Source organism: Cupriavidus gilardii, assembly GCF_013314895.1.
Classification (GTDB): Bacteria; Pseudomonadota; Gammaproteobacteria; order Burkholderiales; family Burkholderiaceae; genus Cupriavidus; species Cupriavidus gilardii_C.
Genome location: NZ_JABTYE010000001.1, coordinates 1 through 21,150 on the forward strand (window position 1 = coordinate 1; position 21,150 = coordinate 21,150).

17 protein-coding genes are annotated in these 21,150 nt (G+C 68.5%); 13 read left to right on the top strand and 4 right to left on the bottom strand.

All coding sequences use genetic code 11. The features are described 5' to 3' along the window. The first annotated feature begins 5 nt into the window (after positions 1-5). From HTY53_RS00005 to plsY, 6 genes are all read left to right on the top strand, one after another. Positions 6-638, top strand: coding sequence for a chalcone isomerase family protein (locus tag HTY53_RS00005; RefSeq protein WP_174104659.1), 633 nt, complete (start codon positions 6-8; stop codon positions 636-638). A gap of 113 nt (positions 639-751) precedes the next feature. Further along, a complete protein-coding gene (locus HTY53_RS00010; protein WP_174104362.1) occupies positions 752-1,723 on the top strand; it encodes a tripartite tricarboxylate transporter substrate binding protein BugE in 972 nt (323 codons plus the stop codon). Between the two features lie 240 nt (positions 1,724-1,963). Continuing rightward, complete coding sequence (locus HTY53_RS00015) at positions 1,964-2,530, top strand: methylated-DNA--[protein]-cysteine S-methyltransferase (protein ID WP_254599722.1); 567 nt, start codon at positions 1,964-1,966, stop codon at positions 2,528-2,530. A gap of 92 nt (positions 2,531-2,622) precedes the next feature. Beyond that, on the top strand, positions 2,623-3,519 hold the full coding sequence (gene xerD, locus HTY53_RS00020; RefSeq protein ID WP_174104661.1) for a site-specific tyrosine recombinase XerD: 897 nt from the start codon (positions 2,623-2,625) through the stop codon (positions 3,517-3,519). 17 nt (positions 3,520-3,536) lie between these two features. After that, positions 3,537-4,031: a Cys-tRNA(Pro) deacylase gene (gene ybaK, locus HTY53_RS00025; protein ID WP_174104363.1), complete on the top strand. Its 495-nt coding sequence runs from the start codon at positions 3,537-3,539 to the stop codon at positions 4,029-4,031. A 158-nt stretch (positions 4,032-4,189) separates the two neighbouring features. Further along, on the top strand, positions 4,190-4,822 hold the full coding sequence (plsY, locus tag HTY53_RS00030) for a glycerol-3-phosphate 1-O-acyltransferase PlsY (protein WP_174104364.1): 633 nt from the start codon (positions 4,190-4,192) through the stop codon (positions 4,820-4,822). Positions 4,823-4,882: 60 nt separating this feature from the next. On the opposite strand, the gene HTY53_RS00035 is transcribed toward plsY, so the two are convergent. Together HTY53_RS00035 and HTY53_RS00040 are read right to left on the bottom strand one after the other, a co-directional pair. Next, positions 4,883-6,160 (bottom strand): ATP-binding protein, encoded by a 1,278-nt coding sequence (locus HTY53_RS00035; RefSeq protein WP_174104365.1) that lies wholly within the window; start codon positions 6,158-6,160, stop codon positions 4,883-4,885. After that, positions 6,157-6,897, bottom strand: a complete 741-nt coding sequence (locus tag HTY53_RS00040) for a response regulator (RefSeq protein WP_174104366.1) — start codon at positions 6,895-6,897, stop codon at positions 6,157-6,159. Before HTY53_RS00040 ends, HTY53_RS00035 begins: the two co-directional genes overlap by 4 nt. A gap of 301 nt (positions 6,898-7,198) precedes the next feature. On the opposite strand from HTY53_RS00040, the gene HTY53_RS00045 reads away from it, so the two are divergent. Genes HTY53_RS00045 through HTY53_RS00060 form a run of 4 tightly spaced genes read left to right on the top strand, consistent with a single transcriptional unit; the run spans position 7,199 to position 16,758 of the window. Then, complete coding sequence (locus HTY53_RS00045; RefSeq protein ID WP_174104367.1) at positions 7,199-8,755, top strand: MdtA/MuxA family multidrug efflux RND transporter periplasmic adaptor subunit; 1,557 nt, start codon at positions 7,199-7,201, stop codon at positions 8,753-8,755. A gap of 25 nt (positions 8,756-8,780) precedes the next feature. Then, positions 8,781-11,963: an MdtB/MuxB family multidrug efflux RND transporter permease subunit gene (locus tag HTY53_RS00050; RefSeq protein ID WP_174104368.1), complete on the top strand. Its 3,183-nt coding sequence runs from the start codon at positions 8,781-8,783 to the stop codon at positions 11,961-11,963. Then, on the top strand, positions 11,960-15,289 hold the full coding sequence (locus HTY53_RS00055; RefSeq protein ID WP_174104369.1) for an efflux RND transporter permease subunit: 3,330 nt from the start codon (positions 11,960-11,962) through the stop codon (positions 15,287-15,289). Before HTY53_RS00050 ends, HTY53_RS00055 begins: the two co-directional genes overlap by 4 nt. A gap of 2 nt (positions 15,290-15,291) precedes the next feature. Then, positions 15,292-16,758 carry an efflux transporter outer membrane subunit gene (locus HTY53_RS00060; RefSeq protein ID WP_438820914.1) on the top strand — a complete coding sequence of 489 codons (1,467 nt, stop codon included), beginning with the start codon at positions 15,292-15,294 and terminating at the stop codon, positions 16,756-16,758. 196 nt (positions 16,759-16,954) lie between these two features. Here the strand turns inward: HTY53_RS00060 and HTY53_RS00065 are convergent, their stop codons facing one another. Continuing rightward, complete coding sequence (locus tag HTY53_RS00065; RefSeq protein WP_174104370.1) at positions 16,955-17,869, bottom strand: LysR family transcriptional regulator; 915 nt, start codon at positions 17,867-17,869, stop codon at positions 16,955-16,957. Between the two features lie 137 nt (positions 17,870-18,006). Between HTY53_RS00065 and HTY53_RS00070 the strand changes: the two genes are divergently transcribed. Beyond that, complete coding sequence (locus HTY53_RS00070) at positions 18,007-18,459, top strand: PACE efflux transporter (RefSeq protein WP_174104371.1); 453 nt, start codon at positions 18,007-18,009, stop codon at positions 18,457-18,459. Positions 18,460-18,588: 129 nt separating this feature from the next. Here HTY53_RS00070 and HTY53_RS00075 read toward each other — a convergent pair whose 3' ends face one another. Then, the gene (locus HTY53_RS00075) at positions 18,589-18,801 is read right to left on the bottom strand and encodes a glycine zipper 2TM domain-containing protein (RefSeq protein WP_174104372.1); all 213 of its coding nucleotides are present in this window, start codon (positions 18,799-18,801) and stop codon (positions 18,589-18,591) included. Between the two features lie 247 nt (positions 18,802-19,048). On the opposite strand from HTY53_RS00075, the gene HTY53_RS00080 reads away from it, so the two are divergent. Together HTY53_RS00080 and HTY53_RS00085 are read left to right on the top strand one after the other, a co-directional pair. Beyond that, a complete protein-coding gene (locus tag HTY53_RS00080) occupies positions 19,049-19,729 on the top strand; it encodes a hypothetical protein (protein WP_254599724.1) in 681 nt (226 codons plus the stop codon). A 157-nt stretch (positions 19,730-19,886) separates the two neighbouring features. Continuing rightward, positions 19,887-21,149 carry a flavin-dependent oxidoreductase gene (locus HTY53_RS00085; protein WP_174104374.1) on the top strand — a complete coding sequence of 421 codons (1,263 nt, stop codon included), beginning with the start codon at positions 19,887-19,889 and terminating at the stop codon, positions 21,147-21,149. Position 21,150 lies beyond the last annotated feature (1 nt).

A 21,150-nucleotide genomic window follows, 5' to 3' on the forward strand; every position in this document is an offset into this window, starting at 1 on the left:
CCGCCATGCCTGCCCCCCGCCGCCCTTCCGCCCGCGCTCCGATCGACCGGACCGCACGCCGCCTGCGTCAGTGGCTGGCGATCGGCTGCGTGGCCCTGGCCGCCGCGCTGCCGGCGGCCGCGAATGCGGTCGAGATCGAGGGCGTGCGGCTCGACGAGGCGACGCGGCTCGGCGGCAAGGAGCTGCAGCTCAACGGCGCGGGCCTGCGCTCGGTGTTCATCGTCAAGGGCTATGTGGCCGCGCTGTATCTGCCCGAAAAGGTGCGCAACGCCGCGGTGGTGCTGGGCGCCAAGGGTCCGAAGCGGCTGCAGATCCGGCCGCTGCGCGAGGTGGAATCGAGCACCTTCGTCAAGGCGCTGAACGAAGGCATGCGCGAGAACCACAACGAGGCGCAGCTGGAGAAGTTCGCCGATCGCCTGCAACAGCTGGAGCAGGCCATGAACCAGGTCGGCACGGCGCGCAAGGGCGACGTGATCGACTTCGACTACACGCCGGACAGCGGCACGGTGATTGCCGTCAATGGCACGCCGCGCGGCAAGCCCATCCCCGGCGAGGATTTCTACCAGGCCGTGCTGCGTATCTTCCTGGGCGAACGCCCGGTCGATCGCGATCTGAAGCGCGGCCTGCTCGGCGGCTGATCGGGCCGCCGATGCATCGCGCCGGCGCGGACGGCCCTACCGGGCCCCTGGCCGGCATTTTCAGTTCTGGACGGACACTCTCCGTCCGGCTTCACGACGGGAGACACGATCTCATGCAAACCAAGCACATTGCCCTGGCCCTGGGTCTGGCCGCCTGCGCCTCGCTGGCACAGGCACAGAACAACTATCCGAACAAGCCGATCAAGCTGATCATTCCGTTCGCCCCGGGCGGCACCACCGACATCGTCGGCCGCGGCGCGGCGGACCAGATGAGCAAGATCCTCGGCCAGCCGGTGGTCGTCGAGAACCGCGCTGGCGGCGGCGGCTCCATCGGCGCCGACGCGATCGCCAAGGCGGCGCCGGACGGCTACACGATCGGCATCTCGACGGTGTCGACGATGGCGGTCAACCCCGCCTGCAATCCGAAGCTGTCGTACGACCCTATCAAGGACTTCAAGCCCATCACCAACCTGGCCAACGTCGCCAACGTGATCGCGGTCAACCCGAATTTCCCGGCCAAGGACTACAAGGAATTCCTGGCCACGCTGAAGGCCAACCCGGGCAAGTACTCGTACGCGTCGTCGGGCACCTGCGGCTTCGGCCATATGCTGGGCGAGCAGTTCAAGGTCTCGACCAAGACCTTCATGGTCCATATCCCCTACCGTGGCGCTGGCCCGGCGCTGAACGACGTGCTGGCCGGCCAGGTGCCGATCATGGTCGACAACCTGCCCTCGTCGATGCCGCATATCAAGGCCGGCAAGCTGCGCCCGATCGTGGTGGCCGCCGAGAAGCGCCTGGACTCGCTGCCCAACGTGCCGACCTTCGGCGAAATGGGCCTGAAGGAGCCGAACGATCCGGCCTGGTACGGCCTGGTGGCACCGGCCGGCACGCCCGACGACATCATCAAGAAGCTCAACGATGCCGCCGTCAAGGCGCTGCAGGACAAGGGCTTCCGCGAACGCCTGATCGCCGCCGGCGCCGAGCCGTCGGGCAACTCGCCGGCCCAGCACGCCGCCGAGATCAAGAAGGAGTTCGACAAGATGCGCAACCTGGTCAAGGTGCAGAACATCAAGCTCGAGCAGTGATGGGACGGTAGTTTGCCCGAGTAGTACTCCCCTCTCCCGCTCGCGGGAGAGGGGTTGGGGGAGAGGGCCCGGCGGTCGATGCACCGCCATCGATTTAACGAGCCCCGGCCCTCTCCCGCAAGCGGGAGAGGGAGCATCCCGGAACGATCACCAACGTCAGCCGCGCACTCGTCGCGGTTTTTTTTGGTCCTCGCGCCCGACGCACTAGAATCCGGTATCCGGATCGACCGTTGTCACGCCATGCATTCCCATCCGAATCCGTCCACGGATTCCCCGCCAGCGCCGCGCACCGACCACGACAGCAGTGCCGAGCTTCGCGACGCCAGGCTCGCCGCCCGCTTCGATGCCATCCTGGCCGCGCCGTTCGGCCGCATCGGCGTGCGTGCCGATGTGCAGTGCATCCACGCGATCCACTTCCTGCCCGAGCGTTTCGCGCTGCGCGAGTCCCACCTGCCGCCGATCCGGCAGCTGGCGGCGCAGCTCGAGGCCTACTACGCCGATCCCGACGCGCCGCTCGACGTGCCGCTCGCCGGCACGGGGACGGACTTCCAGCGCCGTGTCTGGCAGGCGATCCGCGCCGTGCGGTGCGGCCGCACCGCGACCTATGGCGAACTGGCGGCCAATATCGGCGGCACAGCGCGCGCGGTAGGCCAGGCCTGCGGCGACAACCCGTTTCCGCTGGTCGTACCCTGCCATCGTGTGGTCGGGGCCAAAGGCCTGGGCGGCTTCGCCCATCACGGCGAGGACGGCTTCCATCTCGAGGTCAAACGCTGGCTGCTGCGCCACGAACGGGTGATGCTGCTGTGAACGCGGGGCACGACACCACGGCGGCGCTCGCGGACCAGTCCGCGCCGCTTGACGACCGCACCGATGACGGCGAAGCGCAGCGCGAAGCCGGCATCGCCGCCGACCTGACGCTGGTCGACCGCTTCTGCGACGCCCTGTGGCTCGAAGACGGACTCGCGCGCAACACCATCGACGCCTACCGCCGTGACCTGGCGCTGCTGGCGCGCTGGCTGCGCGGCGAGCGCGGCGTGGCGCTGCTGGCCGCCGACGACGGCGCGCTGTCCGGCTACTTTGCCGCGCGCCATCCGGACACGCGCGCCTCGTCCGCCAACCGGCGGCTGGCGGTATTCCGGCGCTTCTACCGCTGGGCGCTGCGCGAGCATCTGGTCCAGGCCGACCCCTGCCTGCTGCTGCGCGCCGCCAAGCAGCCGCCGCGCTTTCCGAAGACGCTGAGCGAGGCCCAGGTCGAGGCGCTGCTGCAGGCGCCGGACATCGACACGCCGCTGGGCCTGCGCGATCGCACCATGCTCGAACTGATGTACGCCAGCGGCCTGCGCGTGTCCGAGCTGACGCAGATGAAAACGATCGAGGTCGGCCTGAACGAGGGCGTGGCGCGCGTGGTCAGCGGCAAGGGCAACAAGGAGCGGCTGGTGCCGTTCGGCGCCGAAGCCGGCGTCTGGCTGCGCCGCTATCTGGCCAGCGCCCGTCCCGCCCTGCTGGGCCAGCGCGGCAGCGACGCGCTGTTCGTGACCCAGCGCGGCGAGGCGATGACGCGCCAGGCCTTCTGGTATCTGATCAAGCGCTATGCGCGCCAGGCCGAAATCCACGCCCCGCTGTCGCCGCATACGCTGCGCCACGCGTTTGCCACGCATCTGCTGAACCACGGCGCGGATCTGCGCGTGGTGCAGCTGCTGCTCGGCCATGCCGACATCTCGACCACGCAGATCTACACGCACGTCGCGCGCGAACGGCTGCGCGTCCTGCATCAGCAGCATCATCCGCGCGGCTAGCCGCTCGAACGAACCACATGGGAAAGACCAAACACATCTCCGAAACCCCGGCCACGCAGATGCTGCGCCAGCACGGCATCGCCTTCGGCGAGCACCCCTACGACTATGTCGAGCACGGCGGCACCGAGGAATCGGCACGGCAGCTCGGCGTCGACGAGCATCACGTGGTCAAGACGCTGGTGATGGAAGACGACAAGGCGCAGCCGTTGATCGTGCTGATGCACGGCGACCGCACCGTCTCGACCAAGAACCTGGCGCGGCAGATCGGCCGCAAGAGCGTGCAGCCGTGCAAGCCCGAGGTGGCACAGCGCCACAGCGGCTATATGGTCGGCGGCACCTCGCCGTTCGGCACGCGCAAGCGGATGCCGGTCTATGTCGAGGAAGGCGTGCTGGCGCTCGAGCGCATCTATATCAATGGCGGCCGGCGCGGCTATCTGGTCAGCATCGATCCGGCCGTGCTGATCGCGCTGCTCGATGCCAGGCCGGTGCAATGCGGGCTGGCGGAAGGCTGAGCGCGCCTGCGCCCTGAGCCGGTGCGCACGCTCATGCCGGGTAATCACGCTCGTGAGCGCCACGCCGGCGCGCTACAATCGCGCCAGTTTTTTTGCTCCCGTTTCGGTTGTTCCCTCGCCTTTACCGCAGGCTCTTTCCCCGGATTCCTTCCCCGCCCATGGCCAATCTCGCCAATCTCGCCAATCTCGTCTTTGCCCTGCTCGCCTATCTGATCGGTTCGATCTCCTTCGCTGTCGTCGTCAGCAAGACGATGGGGCTGCCCGACCCGCATTCCTACGGCTCGGGCAATCCTGGCGCCACCAACGTGCTGCGCACCGGCAACAAGAAGGCGGCGCTGCTGACGCTGCTGGGCGACGGGCTCAAGGGATGGCTGGCGGTCTGGCTGGCGCAGCGCTTGGGGCCGGACTACGGCGTCGACCAGACCGGCATCGCGCTGGTCGCGGTGGCGGTGTTCCTCGGCCATCTGTTCCCGGTGTTCCACCGCTTCGCGGGCGGCAAGGGCGTGGCGACCGCCGCCGGCATCCTGTTCGCGATCCATCCGTGGCTGGGACTGGGCACGCTGGCGACCTGGCTGATCATCGCCTTCTTCTTCCGCTACTCGTCGCTGGCCGCGCTGGTATCGGCGATCTTCGCGCCATTCTTCTATGTGCTGATGTTCGGCACCGACGTGGTGGCCGTGGCGATCCTGGCGATCAGCGCGCTGCTGATCCTGCGCCATCGCCAGAACATCGCGAAGCTGCTGTCGGGGCAGGAAAGCCGGATCGGGGAAAAGAAAAAGCCGCAGCAGTAAGCTGCGGCTTCAACAACAGCCAGGTCACCGGCCCCCGCGTGCGCGGGGACGGCGAATAACTCAGGCCGCCTTGGCCAGCTGCGCGAACGGGAACACCATCTCGACGCGCAGGCCGCCCTCGGGCCGGTTGCCCAGGATCAGGCGGCCACCGGACTGGCGCACCAGCCGGTCGACGATGGCCAGCCCCAGGCCCGAATGCGCATTGCCGCCGCGCGCCGGGTCGAGCCGCACGAACGGCAGCGTGACCTTGTCGAAGGCATCTTCCGGAATGCCGCCACCCGCATCCTCGACCACCAGCTGCCAGCCGTCCGCCACGCGCGCGGTGCGGATGCTGACCGGCGGCGCGCCGTAGTGGTAGGCGTTGTCGACCAGGTTGCCGACGATGCGGTCCAGCTGCGTGGCGATCATCCGAAAGCCCTCGCCGGCCTCTAGCGACAGGTCCACCGGGCGCTCCTGTTCGGCCAGCGAGGCCGCCAGCTCCGCCATGCGGCGATCGACCGGCACCGGGCGCGCGGTCGGCTCGGCGCTCTGCGCGAAGGCCAGAAACTGCTCGACGATTGCCGACATCGATTCCACATCGCGCGTGACGCCGGCCGCCGCCTTCGGATCGGCCAGCATCTCGGCCCGCAGCCGCAGCCGCGCCAGCGGCGTCTTCAGATCGTGCGCGATGCCGGCCAGCATCGTGTTGCGCTCCTGATCGATGCGCGCGAGGTCCGCCACCATCCTGTTGAAGCGTTCGATCAGCTGACGCAGCTCCAGCGGGCCGCGCTCGCGCAGCGGCGTCACCGGCTGCTGGCGCGACAGCTGGCCGGCGGCATTGGCCATCTCGCGCACCGGCCGCTGGATCTGCCAGGCGATCAGCAGCGCAAAGACGATGGCCACGCTGACCACCAGCATCGCGCCCGGAATCAGCCGGTTGTCCAGCGGCGGGTTATGGACCCACAGGATCGGCATCGCGATCCAGTCCTGTCGCGTGGGCAGCTTGATCCAGATGCGCGGCGTGTCCTCGTCCTCGATGCGGACCTCGGTGCCGGGCGGCAGCCGGCTCGAGAAGCGTTCGACCAGCCGGCGCGAGCGGTCGGTGGGCGCGCGCGAATGTTCCTCGGCGCTCGCCTCGCCGGCGACCTCGACCAGGCTCGGCAGCTTCGCCGGCGGCCTGGCGTCGAGCGCGCGCTGGATGCTGTCGAGCTGGAACAGCATCTGCTCGACCGAATATTCCATGCGCTGCTCGCGGCGGTCCATGCGCAGGATCGCCAGCCACGAGAAATGGCTGATTACCAGCACTGCGGCGATCAGCAGCGCCATGCGGCCGAACAGGGTGTCGATGCGCAGCTTCATGAGGCGTCCAGGTCGGCCTGCGCGGCTTCATCCGGCACAAAGGTATAGCCGCGCCCGCGCACGGTCTGAATATAGCGGGGCCGCTGCGCATCCTCGTCGAGCAGCCGGCGCAGGCGCCAGATCTGCACGTCGATGCCGCGGTCGCTGACGCCGCTGGCCGCGCCGTACATCAGCTCGACGATGCGCTCGCGCGACAGCACTTCGAGCGGATGCATCAGCAGCAGCTTCAGCAGCGCGAATTCGGTGTCGCTGATCGGCAGCGTCTGCCCCGATCGCACCAGCGTGCGCTGGCGGAAGTCGACCTTGAACGGGCCGAAGGTTGCGCTGTCGCGGTCCTCGGGCGCGGCCGCCGGACGCGCCAGCTTGCGGCGCAGCACCGCGTTGATGCGGGCCAGCAGCTCGCGCGGGGAAAACGGCTTGCCCAGATAATCGTCGGCCCCGATTTCGAGGCCGACGATGCGGTCGATCTCGTCGCTGCGCGCGGTCAGCAGGATCACCGGAATGTCGTCGTTGCGCGCGCGCAGCTTGCGCAGCGCGGTCAGGCCGTCGACCTTGGGCATCATCAGGTCGAGCACGATCAGGGCCGGGCGTTCGCGTTCCAGGCGGGCCTGCAGGCCATCGCCGTCGTGCAGAACCGAAACGGCAAAGCCTTGCTGGGTCAGGTACTCGCGCAGCAGGTCGCGCAAGTCGGGGTCGTCGTCGACGACCAGAATCTGAGTGGGCTGATTGGGTCGCATAGCCGGATGATAATCAGGCACGCCGCCCGCGCCGCCGCAATGTTGTTTCGGCAAGTTACACCGGGCGCGCTGGTAATTATCTGTAATAAAGCCCTTCCTTACCGACATAGGTCTGCCCTCCCTCACGCCGTATCCTTGCCACGTCGCCGCAGGTGGGCCCCGCTCCGCATCCGCGGAAGACCCTGACCGTTGCGGCATACTTCTGCGTCTTTCCATCGACAAGCAAGGCCGCGCACCCCGGTGGGTGCGCTCCAGGACCCGCTCCAGGACCCGCTCCAGGACCCGCTTCAGGACCCAGTTAATGGCCAATCCCGACTCCAATCAGCCCGCCAAACCCAAGACCCACGGCGAGGATCATCCGATCGATGCCTCCACCGAGGCGCCCGCCGGCCGGCCCGTTTCCGACCGGGATCCCGACCCGCACCGCGGCCATCCGCGCGGCCCCGGTCCGCTCCCGCCCGCCGATGGCGCCCCCGCGCGGAGCCGCCGCGGCGTATGGATCGCGGGCCTGCTGGTGCTGCTGCTGGCCGGCGGCGGCTGGTACTGGTACAGCCACCGCGGCGCGTCCGATGCCGGCCAGGCGGGCCAGCCCGGCCCCGGCGGCCGCATCCCCGGCGGACCGGGCGGCCCAGGAGGCCCCGGCCGCGGCATGGGTGGCCCGGCCGCGCCGGTGGTGGTCAGCCCGGTCGTGCAGCGCGACATGGACGTGGTGCTCAATGGCCTGGGCAACGTGACCCCGGTCGCCAACGTCACGGTGCGCGCGCAGGTCTCCGGCCCGCTGCTGCGCGTGCTGTTCAAGGAAGGCCAGATGGTCAAGGCCGGCGACCTGCTGGCCGAGATCGATCCGCGTCCGTTCCAGGCCGCGCTCGACCAGGCGCTGGGCCAGCTGGCGCGCGATCAGGCGCTGCTGCAGAACGCGCGCATCGACCAGCAGCGCTATCGCACGCTGCTGGCGCAGGATTCGATCGCCAAGCAGCAGGTCGACACGCAGGACGCGCTGGTGCGCCAGTACGAAGGCGTGGTCAAGACCGACCAGGCCAATGTCGACAACGCCCGGCTGCAACTGAGCTACACCCGCATCAAGGCGCCGACCTCGGGCCGCATCGGCCTGCGCCAGGTCGACCCGGGCAATATCGTCAGCACCTCGGACGCCAACGGCATCGCGCTGATCACGCAGATCCAGCCAATCGCCGTGCTGTTCTCGATTCCGGAAGACAACCTGCCCAGCGTGCTCAGGCAGCTGAACGCCGGCCAGACGCTGCCGGTGCAGGCCTGGGACCGGCAGGCGCGCAACAAGCTGGCCGACGGCACGCTGCTGACCACCGACAACCAGATCGATACCACCACCGGCACCGTGCGGCTCAAGGCAGTGTTCCGCAACGACGACGGCATGCTGTTCCCGAACCAGTTCGTCAATGTGCGGATGCGCGTCGATACGCTGGCCGGCGCCACCGTGGTGCCGGTCGCCGCCGTTCAACGCGGCCAGCAGGGCACCTTCGTCTATGTGGTCGACCAGGACAACAAGGTCAAGGTGCAGACCGTCGCGCTGGGCCCCAGCGACGGCGAACAGACCGCGGTGCTGCGCGGCGTGCGGCCGGGCCAGCGGGTCGTGGTCGACGGCGCCGATCGCTTGCGCGAAGGCATGACGGTCCAGACCGTCGATCCGGCGGCGCGCGCCGCGGCGGTGGCGCCGGCCAGCGAGCCGCGCGCGCGCGGCCGCCGGATGCGTGCCGCCGGCGCGTCGGGCCCGGAGGCCGCTGGCGCCAGCGCGCCGGCAGAGGCAGCGGCCTCGGCATCGGCGGCGGCAGCCGGGCCCGCTCCGGCCCCGGCCCCGGCCGCGCCGGCGCCACGCCAATGAGCCCGCGCCGCAACGAGGACGCCGCATGAACCCGTCACGTATCTTCATCGAGCGGCCGGTCGCCACCGCGCTGCTGATGCTCGCGATCCTGCTGTCCGGGCTGGTCGCCTACCGGCTGCTGCCGCTGTCGGCGCTGCCCGAGGTCGATTACCCGACCATCCAGGTCACCACGCTGTATCCGGGCGCAAGCCCCGACGTGATGACCTCGGCGGTGACCGCGCCGCTGGAACGCCAGTTCGGCCAGATGCCGGGGCTCAAGCAGATGTCGTCGTCCTCGTCCGGCGGCGCGTCGGTGATCACGCTGCAGTTCGACCTGACGCTGCCGCTGGACGTCGCCGAGCAGGAAGTGCAGGCCGCGATCAATGCCGGCAGCAATCTGCTGCCGGGCGACCTGCCGATGCCGCCGGTCTACAGCAAGGTCAATCCGGCCGACGCGCCGATCCTGACGCTGGCGATGACCTCGGACACGCTGCCGCTGCCCAAGCTGCAGGATCTGGTCGATACCCGCGTCGCGCAGAAGATCTCGCAGATCCAGGGCGTGGGCCTGGTGACCATCAGCGGCGGCCAGCGTCCGGCCGTGCGCATCCAGGCCAATCCGACCGCGCTGGCCGCGCTCGGCATGTCGATCGACGACCTGCGCACCGCGATCGGCGCGGCCAACGTCAACGGCGCCAAGGGCAGCTTCGACGGGCCGGCGCGCGCTTCCACCATCGACGCCAACGACCAGCTGCGCTCGGCAGACGAATACCGCCAGATCATCATCGGCTACCAGAACGGCGCGCCGATCCGCATCACCGATGTGGCGACCATCGTCGATGGCCCGGAGAATTCGCGCCTGGCCGCCTGGGCCAACGGCAAGCCGGCCATCGTCGTCAATATCCAGCGCCAGCCCGGCGCCAACGTGATCGCGGTGGTCGACCGCATCAAGACCATGCTGCCGCAGCTGCAGGCCTCGCTGCCGGCCTCGGTCAAGGCCGAGGTGCTGACCGACCGCACCACCACCATCCGTGCCTCGGTGCGCGACGTCGAGTTCGAGCTGCTGCTGGCGATCGCGCTGGTGGTGATGGTGATCTTCGTCTTCCTGCGCAACGTGCCGGCGACGGTGATCCCGGGCGTGGCGGTGCCGCTGTCGCTGGTCGGCACCTTCGGCGTGATGTACCTGGCCGGCTTTTCGATCAACAACCTGACGCTGATGGCGCTGACCATCGCGACCGGCTTCGTCGTCGACGACGCCATCGTGATGATCGAAAACATCATGCGCTACATCGAGAAGGGCGAATCGCCGATGGCGGCAGCGCTCAAGGGCTCGAAGCAGATCGGCTTCACCATCATCTCGCTGACCTTCTCGCTGGTGGCGGTGCTGATCCCGCTGCTGTTCATGGGCGATGTGGTGGGCCGGCTGTTCCGCGAGTTCGCGGTCACGCTGGCGGTGTCGATCCTGATCTCGGCGGTGGTATCGCTGACGCTGACGCCGATGATGTGCGCGCGCATGCTGCGCCATGTGCCCGAGGACCAGCTGCCGCGCTTTCATCGCGCCACCGGCGCCTTCTTCGATCGCGTGATCGAGCGCTACGGCCACGCGCTGAACTGGGTGCTGGGCCGGCAGCGCGCGACGCTGCTGGTGGCGATCGGCACGCTGGCGCTGACGGTGGTGCTGTATCTGGCGATTCCGAAGGGCTTCTTCCCGGTGCAGGACACCGGCGTGATCCAGGGCGTCACCGAGGCCTCGCAGAGCATCTCGTTCCAGGCGATGGCGCAGAAGCAGCGCGCGGTGTCGGAAGTCGTGCTGAAGGACCCGGCGGTGCAGAGCGTGTCCGCCTTCATCGGCGTCGACGGCACCAACACCACGATGAACGCCGGCCGGATGCTGATCAACCTGAAGCCCAAGGGCGAGCGCGACGACATCGCCACGGTCACCGAGCGGCTGCAGGCGGCGGTGGAAGAGATGGGCGGTGTCTCGCTGTACATGCAGCCGGTGCAGGACCTGACCATCGAGGACCGCGTCTCGCGCACGCAGTACCAGTTCACGGTAGAGGATCCCGATCCCGAGACGCTGGCCACCTGGGTGCCGAAGCTGGTCGAGCGGCTGAAGGAGGAACCCGAATTCCGCGACGTCGCCACCGACCAGCAGAACAACGGCCTGCGGGTCTATGTCGATATCGACCGCGATGCGGCTGCGCGCTTCGGCATCACCACCGCGGTGATCGACAGCGCGCTGTACAGCGCCTATGGCCAGCGGCTGGTGTCGACGATCTTCACGCAGTCGAGCCAGTACCGCGTGGTGCTGGAAGCGATGCCGGAATTCCGCGACAACCCGCAGGCGGTGGCCGAGCTGCGGCTGCCCTCCTCGTCCGGCGGACAGGTGCCGCTGGGCGCGTTCGCCCGCATCAGCGAGCGCACCGGCCCGCTGGTGATCAACCACCAGGGCCAGTTCCCCGCCGCGACGATCTCGTTCAACCTGGCGCAGGGCGCATCGCTCGGCCACGCGGTCGACAAGATCAAGCAGGTCGAGCAGGAGATCGGCTTGCCGATCTCGATGCAGACCACGTTCCAGGGCGCGGCGCTGGCCTTCAGCGCGTCGCTGTCGAACACGCTGTGGCTGATCCTGGCCGCGGTGGTCACGATGTACATCGTGCTCGGCGTGCTGTACGAGAGCACCATCCATCCGGTCACGATCCTGTCGACGCTGCCGTCGGCCGGCGTCGGCGCGCTGCTGGCGCTGCTGCTGGCCGGCCATGACCTGGGCATCATCGCGATCATCGGCATCATCCTGCTGATTGGCATCGTCAAGAAGAACGCGATCATGATGATCGACTTCGCGCTGGAGGCCGAGCGCGAACGCGGCCTGGCGCCGCGCGACGCGATCTTCGAGGCGTGCCTGCTGCGCTTCCGGCCGATCCTGATGACGACGATGGCGGCGCTGCTGGCCGCGCTGCCGATGATGCTCGGCACCGGCATCGGCTCCGAGCTGCGCCGGCCGCTGGGCATCACGATGGTGGGCGGCCTGCTGGTCAGCCAGGTGCTGACGCTGTTCACCACGCCGGTGATCTACCTGGCGTTCGACCGTGTCGCCGGCCGGCTCAAGGGCTGGCGGCGCCGGCGCTTCGGCGATCCGGATGCGGACCTGGATGCGGACCGGGATGGAGGCTTCGGCCCCGGCGGCACGCCGGGCGCTCCCCCGGCCACCGACACCCCGAGGGCGCCATGAACCTGTCGGCCATCTTCATCCACCGGCCGGTCGCGACCGCGCTGCTGACGCTGGGCATCCTGCTGGCGGGGCTGGCCGCGCTGCGGATGCTGCCGGTGTCGCCGCTGCCGCAGGTCGACTATCCGACCATCTCGGTGTCGGCCTCGCTGCCCGGCGCGAGCCCGGAGACGATGGCCGCCACGGTGGCGACGCCGCTGGAGCGCGCGCTCGGCTCGATCGCCGGCGTCAACGAGATCACCTCGAGCAGCTCGCTGGGCTCGACGCGGATCGTGCTGCAGTTCGATCTGTCGCGCGACATCGACGGCGCCGCGCGCGACGTGCAGGCGGCGATCAACGCTTCGCGCGCGACGCTGCCGAGCAGCCTGCCGGGCAATCCGACCTATCGCAAGGTCAACCCGTCGGACGCGCCGATCATGATCATCGCGCTGACCTCGCCGACGATGACGCGCGGCCAGCTGTACGACGCCGCCTCGACCATCCTGGCGCAGAAGCTGTCGCAGATCGAGGGCGTCGGGCAGGTCACGATCGGCGGCGCCTCGCTGCCGGCGGTGCGGGTCTCGCTCAATCCCACCGCGCTGAACAAGTACGGCATCGCGCTGTCCGACGTGCGCAACGCGATCAGCGCGACCAATGCCAACCGGCCGCTGGGCGTGGTCGAGAACGACAGCAAGGCCTGGCAGATCTATGCCAACGACCAGGCGATGAAGGCGGAAGACTATATGCCGCTGATCATCCGTTATGCGACGCCGGGCAGCTATTCGACCACCACCGCCGGCGCGCTGATCGCCAGCACGTCAAGCGCGACCTCGGGCGGCACGGTGCGCACCACCACCGTCAACGGCGTGACCACGACCACGGTGACCGCGGGTGGCACGACGACCACCACGGTCAACAATGCGGCCGGCAGCAACGCGGCCACCAGCGGGCCGAATTCCTTCGCGGTGCCGGTGCGCCTGTCGGACGTCGCCACCGTGACCGACTCGGTGCAGGACGTGCGCAACGCCGGCTCCGCCAACGGCGAACCGTCGGTGCTGCTGGTGCTGAACCGCTCGCCCGGCGCCAACATCATCGAGACGGTCGACCGCGTCAACGAGATGCTGCCGACGCTGCGCCAGATGATCCCGGCCGCGATCTCGATGGACGTGATGATGGACCGCACGCCGACCATCCGCGCGTCGCTGCGCGAGGTCGAGCACACGCTGATCATCTCGGTGGCGCTGGTGATCATGGTGGTGTTCCTGTTCCTGCGCAATGTGCGCGCCACGCTGATTCCCAGCGTCGCGGTGCCGGTGTCGCTGATCGGCACCTTCACCGTGATGTACCTGGCCGGCTTCTCGCTGAACAATCTGTCGCTGATGGCGCTGACGATCGCCACCGGCTTCGTGGTCGACGATGCGATCGTGGTGCTGGAAAACATCTCGCGCCATCTGGAGGCCGGCATGCGGCCGGTGCAGGCGGCGCTGCGCGGCGCGCGCGAGGTCGGCTTCACGGTGATCTCGATGAGCCTGTCGCTGATCGCGGTGTTCATCCCGCTGCTGCTGATGGGCGGCATCATCGGCCGGCTGTTCCAGGAGTTCGCGATCACGCTGTCGGTGGCGATCCTGGTCTCGCTGGTGGTGTCGCTGACCACCACGCCGATGATGTGCGCGCGGCTGCTGCGCTCCCCCGAGCAACAGCGCCCGCCCGGCCGCTGGTATCGCGCCAGCGAGCGCGTGTTCACCTGGATGAACGAGCGCTATGCCCGCACGCTGTCGGTCGCGCTGCGGCACAGCCGGCTGGTCTGGCTGGTGCTGCTGGTGACCATCGGCCTGAACGTCTGGCTCTATGTGATCGTGCCGAAGGGCTTCTTCCCGCAGCAGGATACCGGCCGGCTGATCGGCTTCATCCGCGCGGATCAGGCCACCTCGTTCCAGGCGATGCGGCAGAAGCTCGACAGCTTCATCCGCATCGTGCAGTCCGACCCCGCGGTGGTCAACGTGACGGGCTTTACCGGCGGCTCGCAGCGCAATACCGGGCAGATGTTCGTCACGCTCAAGCCGCTGACCGAGCGGACCGAGACCGCCAACGAGGTGATCGCGCGGCTGCGCGGCAAGCTGGCGAAGGAGCCCGGTGCCAGCCTGTTCCTGGTGCCGGTGCAGGACATCCGCATCGGCGGGCGGCAGAGCAGTTCGCAATATCAGTTCACCCTGCGCTCGGATGACTTGGAGGTGCTGCGCACCTGGGAGCCGAAGGTTCGCAATGCGCTGTCGAACCTGAAGGAGCTCGAGGACATCGACACCGACACCAATGACAAGGGCCTGCAGACCTCGGTGATCGTCGATCGCGACACCGCATCGAAGCTCGGCGTCACGATGCAGCAGGTCGACTCGCTGCTGAACGATGCCTTCGGCCAGCGGCTGGTGTCGACGATCTACCATCCGCTGAATCAGTATCGCGTGGTGATGGAGCTGAGCCAGGAATATCTGCAGGGGCCGACCGCGCTGAAGGACATCTATGTGGTGACCGGCGCGGGCAACCGCGTGCCGCTGTCGGCGTTCGCGCGCGTGGTGCCGACCAATACGCCGCTGGGGGTCAACCATCAGGGCCAGTTCGCGGCGTCGACGATCTCGTTCAACCTCGCCGAAGGGGTGTCGCTGTCGCAGGCGACCGAGCGCATCCAGCACGAGATGGCGCGGATCGGCGCGCCAGAATCGCTGCAGGCCAATTTCGCCGGCACCGCCAGCGCGTTCCAGGAATCGCTGCGCAGCCAGCCGATCCTGATCCTGGCCGCGCTGATCACGATCTACATCGTGCTCGGTGTGCTGTACGAAAGCTATGTGCACCCGCTGACGATCCTGTCGACGCTGCCGTCGGCCGGCGTCGGCGCGCTGCTGGCGCTGCTGGCCTCGGGCACCGAGTTCAGCGTGATCGCGCTGATCGGCGTGATCCTGCTGATCGGCATCGTCAAGAAGAACGCGATCATGATGATCGACTTCGCCATCGATGCCGAACGCAGCGAAGGGCTGACGCCGCGCGAGGCGATCTATCGCGCCTGCCTGCTGCGTTTCCGCCCGATCCTGATGACGACGATGGCGGCGCTGCTCGGCGCGGTGCCGCTGGCGCTCGGCCGCGGCGACGGGGCCGAGCTGCGCGCGCCGCTCGGCATCTCGATCGTCGGCGGCCTGCTGGTCAGCCAGTTGCTGACCCTCTACACCACGCCGGTGGTCTACCTGACGCTGGACCGCTGGCGCCTGAAGTGGCAAGCCTGGCGCAACCGCCGCAACGCACGTCGCAACAGCGGCGGCGGCACGCCGACCGAGCCCACGCCCGCCGGATTCGATTCGTGATGATGACCCAGAAAGCGATGACCCGCCCCTCCTCCCTGCCCCGCTGCGTCGTGATGGCGTGCGCGCTGCTGCTCGGCGCCTGCGCGGTCGGCCCGGACTATCAGCGGCCCGATGCGCCCGTGACACCGACCTTCAAGGAAGCGCCGGCCGAATGGGGCCAATGGAAGCCGGCCGAGCCCGGCGACGCCAGCCAGCGCGGCGACTGGTGGACCGTGTTCGGCGATCCGCAGCTGGACGCGCTGATGGCGCAGGTGAAGATCTCCAACCAGACCATCGCCGCCGCCGAGGCCCAGTACCGGCAGGCCACCGCGATCCTGCGCGCCGCGCGCGCGGGCTACTTCCCGGTGGTCGGCGCCCAGGCCAGCGTGGACCGTTCGCGCAGCGGCAACGGCAATATCAGCAGCGGCCAGACGGCGACGCTGTCGGCCAGCTGGGAGGTCGATCTGTGGGGCCGCGTGCGGCGCCAGGTCGAGAGCAGCGAGGCCAGCGCGCAGGCCAGCGAAGCGGACCTCGCCTCGACGCTGCTGTCGACGCAGGCCACGCTGGCGCAGACCTATTTCCTGCTGCGCGTCGCCGATGCGCAGCAGGCCCTGCTGCAGCGGACGGTCGCCGACTACGAGAAGTCGCTGCAGCTGGTGCGCAACCAGTACCAGGCCGGCATCGCGCAGCGCTCGGACGTGCTGCAGTCCGAGACGCAACTCAAGAGCGCACAGGCACAGCTGATCGACATCCAGATCGAGCGCGCGCAGTACGAGCATGCGATTGCGGTGCTGACCGGGCGACCGCCCGCATCGTTCTCGCTGGCACCGAGCGACTTCACCGAGACGGTGCCGCGCGTGCCGGTCGCGGTGCCGTCGCAACTGCTCGAGCGCCGTCCGGACATCAGCGCGGCCGAGCGCCGCGTGGCTGCGGCCAATGCGCAGATCGGCGTGGCGCAGGCCGCGTATTACCCGACGCTGAGCCTGTCGGCCGCGGGCGGCTTTACCTCCAGCTCGCTGGAGCGCTGGCTGTCGCTGCCGAACCGCATCTGGTCGTTCGGCCCCGAACTGGCGATGACGCTGCTGGATTTCGGCGCGCGCAGCGCGGCCAAGGAACAGGCCATCGCAGTCTACGACCAGACCGTGGCCAACTACCGCCAGACGGTGCTGACGGCGTTCCAGGAAGTCGAGGACAACCTGGCCGCGGCGCGCCTGCTGGAACAGGAAGCGGTGGTACAGAACGAGGCGCTGCGCTCCGCGCGCGAAGCGCTGTCGCTGGTCAACAACCGCTATCGCGCCGGTACCGCGGGACTGCTCGACGTGCTGACGGCGCAGACCGCGGCCTACACTGCCGAACGCACCGCGCTGTCGATCGCCGGCCGGCAGCTGAGCGCGAGCGTGGTGTTGATCAAGGCGTTGGGCGGGGGATGGCAGGGAGCGGGGACGGCGATGGCGAAGGAGGCGGGGGACGGCGCGGCGGTGTCGCGCTGAGGCACGATCGCGCGTCGGCGGGATGCGGGGCGCCCGATGCCCTCCCCCCCGCCCCTCTCCCGCGAGCGGGAGAGGGGAGAAGAACGCCGCATCTACGCGAGTGATCGCCCATTGCAGCGATATCCCCCAACCCCTCTCCCGCTTGCGGGAGAGGGGTTGGGGGAGAGGGCAAGCGGCACCCGCAGACACCCTTGGTTCAACCACCCCCACGCCGCCGCGGCGCCGGCTGCGGCAGCGGCTGGTGGCTGACCCGTTCCTGCAGCCATGCGCCCGCCTTGCCGAGCGGGCGCTGCTTGTGCCAGACCAGTTCCATCGCCACCGGCCAGTCCTGATCGTCGAAGTCCAACTCGGGCGAGACCAGTTGGGCGGCGGCTGGCGAGTTGGCGGCGACATGCCACGGCACGAAGGCCCAGCCCAGTTCGCGCTTGACCAGCTCCACGATGACCCAGTGGCTCTCGACCCACCAGACCTCGGCGGCCACGCGCAGGCGCATCTTCTCTTCGCTGTCGCTGCGCACCGCGACCATCAGCTGACGATGGCGCTTCAGTTCTTCCCAGCCGACCCGCTGCTGCGCCGCCAGCGGATGATCGGGCGCGCAGATGATCTGCATCGGCACCCAACCCAGCCCGCGGAAGGCGAGCGCGGGCGGCAGCACCTCCTGCCGCCACATCAGGCCCAGATCGGCGCCGCCCTCCAGCACCAGCCGGCTGACGTCCTCCATCACCGGGAACAACAGCTCCAGCTCGACCGCGGGAAACCGGTGGGAAAACTCTTCCAACAGCACGCCCAGCGTCTCTTCCGGATACAGCTCGTCGACCGCCAGCACCAGCCGGCTTTCGACGCCCTCGCCCAGGCTCTTGGCGACGCCGCGGAAATGCTCGCAGCGCTCGAGAATCACGCGCGCCTCGACCAGCAGCCGTTCGCCGGCGGGCGTCAGCGCGGGATAGCGTCCGCTGCGGTCGAACAGCGCGTTGTCGAGATCGATTTCGAGATTGGAGACGGCGGTGCTGACCACCGACTGCGCCTTGCCCAGGCGGCGCGCCGCGGCCGAAAACGAACCGGTCTCGGCGGCGGCGACGAAGGCTTGCAGTTGTTCGAGGGACAGGCTCATGGCAATCCGTGAGTGGTCGGCAGAAAAGCCTCATGGTGCCACAGTCAGCGCCACCCATCTGAATAGACGATACTTCCCAACTTGTATCTGGTGCTCTACCCGATAGACTGGGCACCATGTCTTCAGGGAGCAGCACAATGCGCAGTACGCTCGACAGAATTCGTCATACCGTCGGCTTTGAAGTGATCGGCCTGCTGATCTTCGCCCCGCTGGGCAGCCTCGTGTTCGGTTACGCCCTGCACCAGATGGGCGTGATCGCCGCGGTGGCCTCGCTGGTCGCCGCGATCTGGAACTACATCTACAACCTGCTGTTCGACAAGGCCATGGTCCGTCTGACCGGCTCGGTACGCAAATCGCCGCGCGTGCGCGTAGTCCATGCGCTGTTGTTCGAGCTGGGTCTGCTGACGGTATTCCTGCCGGGGGTCGCGTGGTATCTGAAGATCAGCCTGCTCGACGCGCTGCTGATGGACCTCGCGGTGGCCGGCTTCTATGTGGTCTACGCCTTCGTCTACAACTGGGCCTACGACATCGTGTTTCCGGTGCCGCACCGTGTGGTCGCCAATGAAGCCTCGGGACGCGAGCCGGCCTGATCGGCAGCCGGCAACCGCAACAACGCCAGGCTGAAAGACGACGCCCCGGCCATCGGCCGGGGCGTCGTGCTTTGGTGCCAGCGATCGCGCCGCGGCAAAACCTGGTAAAACGCGGCGCCCTCGCGATCCTTACTTCTTCCTGTCGTCGGTCAACACATTGCCGACCACACCGCCCAACGCGGCGCCGCCCAGCGTGGCGCCCGGTCCGCCAATGATGGTCGCCCCGGCGACGCCGCCCACACCCGCACCGATGGCGGTGTTGCGCTGCTTGGGGGTCATGTCGGCGCAGCCCGCGGTGGCGAGCAGCGTGGCCAGCGCGAACGACAGGGTAAGGGTACGCATCGAAAGCTCCTTGTACAGGCGAGAGGTAGCTCGATTGTGCGGGGCGACCGCGCAGCCCCGGCAGACGGTGGCCACCTATGCCACTGTCAGATAAATCCCACACCGCCTCGGTGCGCCGACTGCCGGCCCGGCGCGATGCGACACCTTGTCATGGGTGCGCGTTAGACTTCGGGCGCGCCATTGCGAGCCCACCATGCTGCCGATTCCCGCCCTCCGCCCTTCGCTCTTCCGTCCGTTTGTCGCGGCCATGTTGCTGTTGTGCCTGACGCCGCCGGCATGGGCGGCGCGGCCTCTGGTGACCGATGACGCGCGCATCGTCGATCCGCAGTCGTGCCAGCTCGAATCGTGGCTGCGTTTCAATCGCGACGGCACCGAGCGCTGGGCCATGCCCGGCTGCAACTTCACCGGCAACTTCGAATGGACGCTCGGCGGCTCGGTGCAGCGCTACGGAGACGGCCCGGGCAACGCCATCACCGACCTGCAGTTCCAGGGCAAGACCGTGCTCAAGCCGGTCGAGACCAACGGCTACGGCGTCGCGCTGACGGTCGGCATCACGGAATACCCCAAGGCCCAACCGCGCAGGACCCCGGGCGGCCTCTACCTCAATCTGCCGCTGACGGTGTCGATGCGCGACGACCGGCTGCTGCTGCATGCGAACGTTGGTGCCACCCACGATCGGGCCGAACGGCAGACGCGCATGACCTGGGGCGTGGCCAGCGAAGCGATGATCAGCGAGCGCTGGGCCATGATCGCCGAGAGCTTCGGCGAGAGCGGCGACCGGCCGTGGATCCAGCTCGGCGCGCGGGTCTGGATCGTGCCGCAGCGGGTTCAGGTCGACATGACCTGGGGCACGCAGCTCAACCAGCCGCGCGAGACGCGCTTCGTATCGGTCGGCCTGCGGCTGCTGTCGCCGAGCTGGCGAAAGTGAGCGGCGCTCTGGTGCGCTGAATCCGCGTGCGGGCAAGACAAGTCACCCGTATCGCCCCGATCTTGCATGGTCCGGCGATTTAGTTATACTCCATAACAATTCGTCGCACACAGAGAGCGGGCCGCCCTTCGCGCGCAGGTCCGCCACAGGAGACACCATGCGCATCGCCATCGCAGGCGGGGGCATCGGCGGGCTGACGCTCGCGCTGCTCTGCCATCGTCACGGCATCGACGCCGAAGTCTGGGAAGCCAGCGAATCGCTGAAACCGCTTGGCGTCGGCATCAATCTGCTGCCCCATGCCGTGCGCGAACTGGCCGAGCTCGGCTTGCAGCCGGCGCTCGCGCAGATCGCGATCGAGACCAGTTCGCTGTCCTACTACAACAAGCTCGGCCAACGGATCTGGCACGAGCCGCGCGGACTGGCCGCGGGCTACCCGTATCCGCAGTTCTCGGTGCATCGCGGCGAGCTGCAGATGCTGCTTTACCGTGCCGCGGTCGAAAGGCTCGGCGTCGATCGCGTGCATACCGGCCATGCCTTCGAGACGGTGCACGATACCGGCGCACGCCCCGGCTCGCCGGTGCAGTTCACGCTGCGCCGGCGTGCGGACGGGGCCGAAGTGCAAGCCAGCGCCGATGTGCTGGTCGGCGCCGACGGCATCCATTCGGCGGTCCGGCGGCAGTTCTATCCGAGCGGCGACGCCCCGCGCTTTTCGCGGCGGATGCTGTGGCGGGCCGTCACCGAAGCGCCGCCCTATCTGGACGGACGCTCGATGTTCATGGCCGGCCATCAGGACCAGAAGTTCGTCGCCTATCCGATTTCCGAGCCGCTGCGCCAGCAGGGCCGCTCGCTGATCAACTGGATCGCCGAACTGCGCGTGCCCGACGACGCATCCGACACGCCGCCGCGCAGCGACTGGAACCGGCAGGTCGACAAGTCGGTGTTCCGCGAGGCCTTCGTCGACTGGCGCTGGGACTGGATCGATATTCCGTCGCTGATCGACGGCGCCGCCGCGATCTACGAATTCCCGATGGTCGACAAGGATCCGCTGCCGCGCTGGACCTTCGATCGCGTCACGCTGCTGGGGGACGCCGCGCACCCGATGTACCCGATCGGCTCGAACGGCAGCGCGCAGGCCATTGTCGATGCCCGCCATCTGGTCGATTGCCTCCTTGGCACGCCGGATACCGGCTACGCGTTGCGCGAATACGAAGCCGAACGCCTGCCGCGCACCGCCGGCATCGTGCTGCGCAACCGGCTCAATGGCCCCGAACAGGTGATGCAGCTGGCAGAGCTGCGCGCACCGCAGGGCTTCACCGATATCGAGCAGGTCATTCCGCGCACCGAGCTCGAAGCGATCGCATTGCGCTACAAGCAGCTGGCGGGATTCGATCGGCAGTCCGTGCAGGGCGCCACACCTTGAC

What these genes read in the sequence shown, in the direction of transcription:
- HTY53_RS00070 (WP_174104371.1), top strand. Translation starts at nt 18,007, where the DNA reads ATGCGCAGTACGCTCGACAGAATTCGTCATACCGTCGGCTTTGAAGTG.
- ybaK (WP_174104363.1), top strand. Translation starts at nt 3,537, where the DNA reads ATGGGAAAGACCAAACACATCTCCGAAACCCCGGCCACGCAGATGCTG.
- HTY53_RS00045 (WP_174104367.1), top strand. Translation starts at nt 7,199, where the DNA reads ATGGCCAATCCCGACTCCAATCAGCCCGCCAAACCCAAGACCCACGGC.
- HTY53_RS00005 (WP_174104659.1), top strand. Translation starts at nt 6, where the DNA reads ATGCCTGCCCCCCGCCGCCCTTCCGCCCGCGCTCCGATCGACCGGACC.
- HTY53_RS00055 (WP_174104369.1), top strand. Translation starts at nt 11,960, where the DNA reads ATGAACCTGTCGGCCATCTTCATCCACCGGCCGGTCGCGACCGCGCTG.
- HTY53_RS00060 (WP_438820914.1), top strand. Translation starts at nt 15,292, where the DNA reads ATGACCCAGAAAGCGATGACCCGCCCCTCCTCCCTGCCCCGCTGCGTC.
- HTY53_RS00010 (WP_174104362.1), top strand. Translation starts at nt 752, where the DNA reads ATGCAAACCAAGCACATTGCCCTGGCCCTGGGTCTGGCCGCCTGCGCC.
- plsY (WP_174104364.1), top strand. Translation starts at nt 4,190, where the DNA reads ATGGCCAATCTCGCCAATCTCGCCAATCTCGTCTTTGCCCTGCTCGCC.
- HTY53_RS00050 (WP_174104368.1), top strand. Translation starts at nt 8,781, where the DNA reads ATGAACCCGTCACGTATCTTCATCGAGCGGCCGGTCGCCACCGCGCTG.
- HTY53_RS00040 (WP_174104366.1), bottom strand. Translation starts at nt 6,897, where the DNA reads ATGCGACCCAATCAGCCCACTCAGATTCTGGTCGTCGACGACGACCCC.
- HTY53_RS00065 (WP_174104370.1), bottom strand. Translation starts at nt 17,869, where the DNA reads ATGAGCCTGTCCCTCGAACAACTGCAAGCCTTCGTCGCCGCCGCCGAG.
- HTY53_RS00080 (WP_254599724.1), top strand. Translation starts at nt 19,049, where the DNA reads ATGTTGCTGTTGTGCCTGACGCCGCCGGCATGGGCGGCGCGGCCTCTG.
- HTY53_RS00085 (WP_174104374.1), top strand. Translation starts at nt 19,887, where the DNA reads ATGCGCATCGCCATCGCAGGCGGGGGCATCGGCGGGCTGACGCTCGCG.
- HTY53_RS00035 (WP_174104365.1), bottom strand. Translation starts at nt 6,160, where the DNA reads ATGAAGCTGCGCATCGACACCCTGTTCGGCCGCATGGCGCTGCTGATC.
- HTY53_RS00015 (WP_254599722.1), top strand. Translation starts at nt 1,964, where the DNA reads ATGCATTCCCATCCGAATCCGTCCACGGATTCCCCGCCAGCGCCGCGC.
- HTY53_RS00075 (WP_174104372.1), bottom strand. Translation starts at nt 18,801, where the DNA reads ATGCGTACCCTTACCCTGTCGTTCGCGCTGGCCACGCTGCTCGCCACC.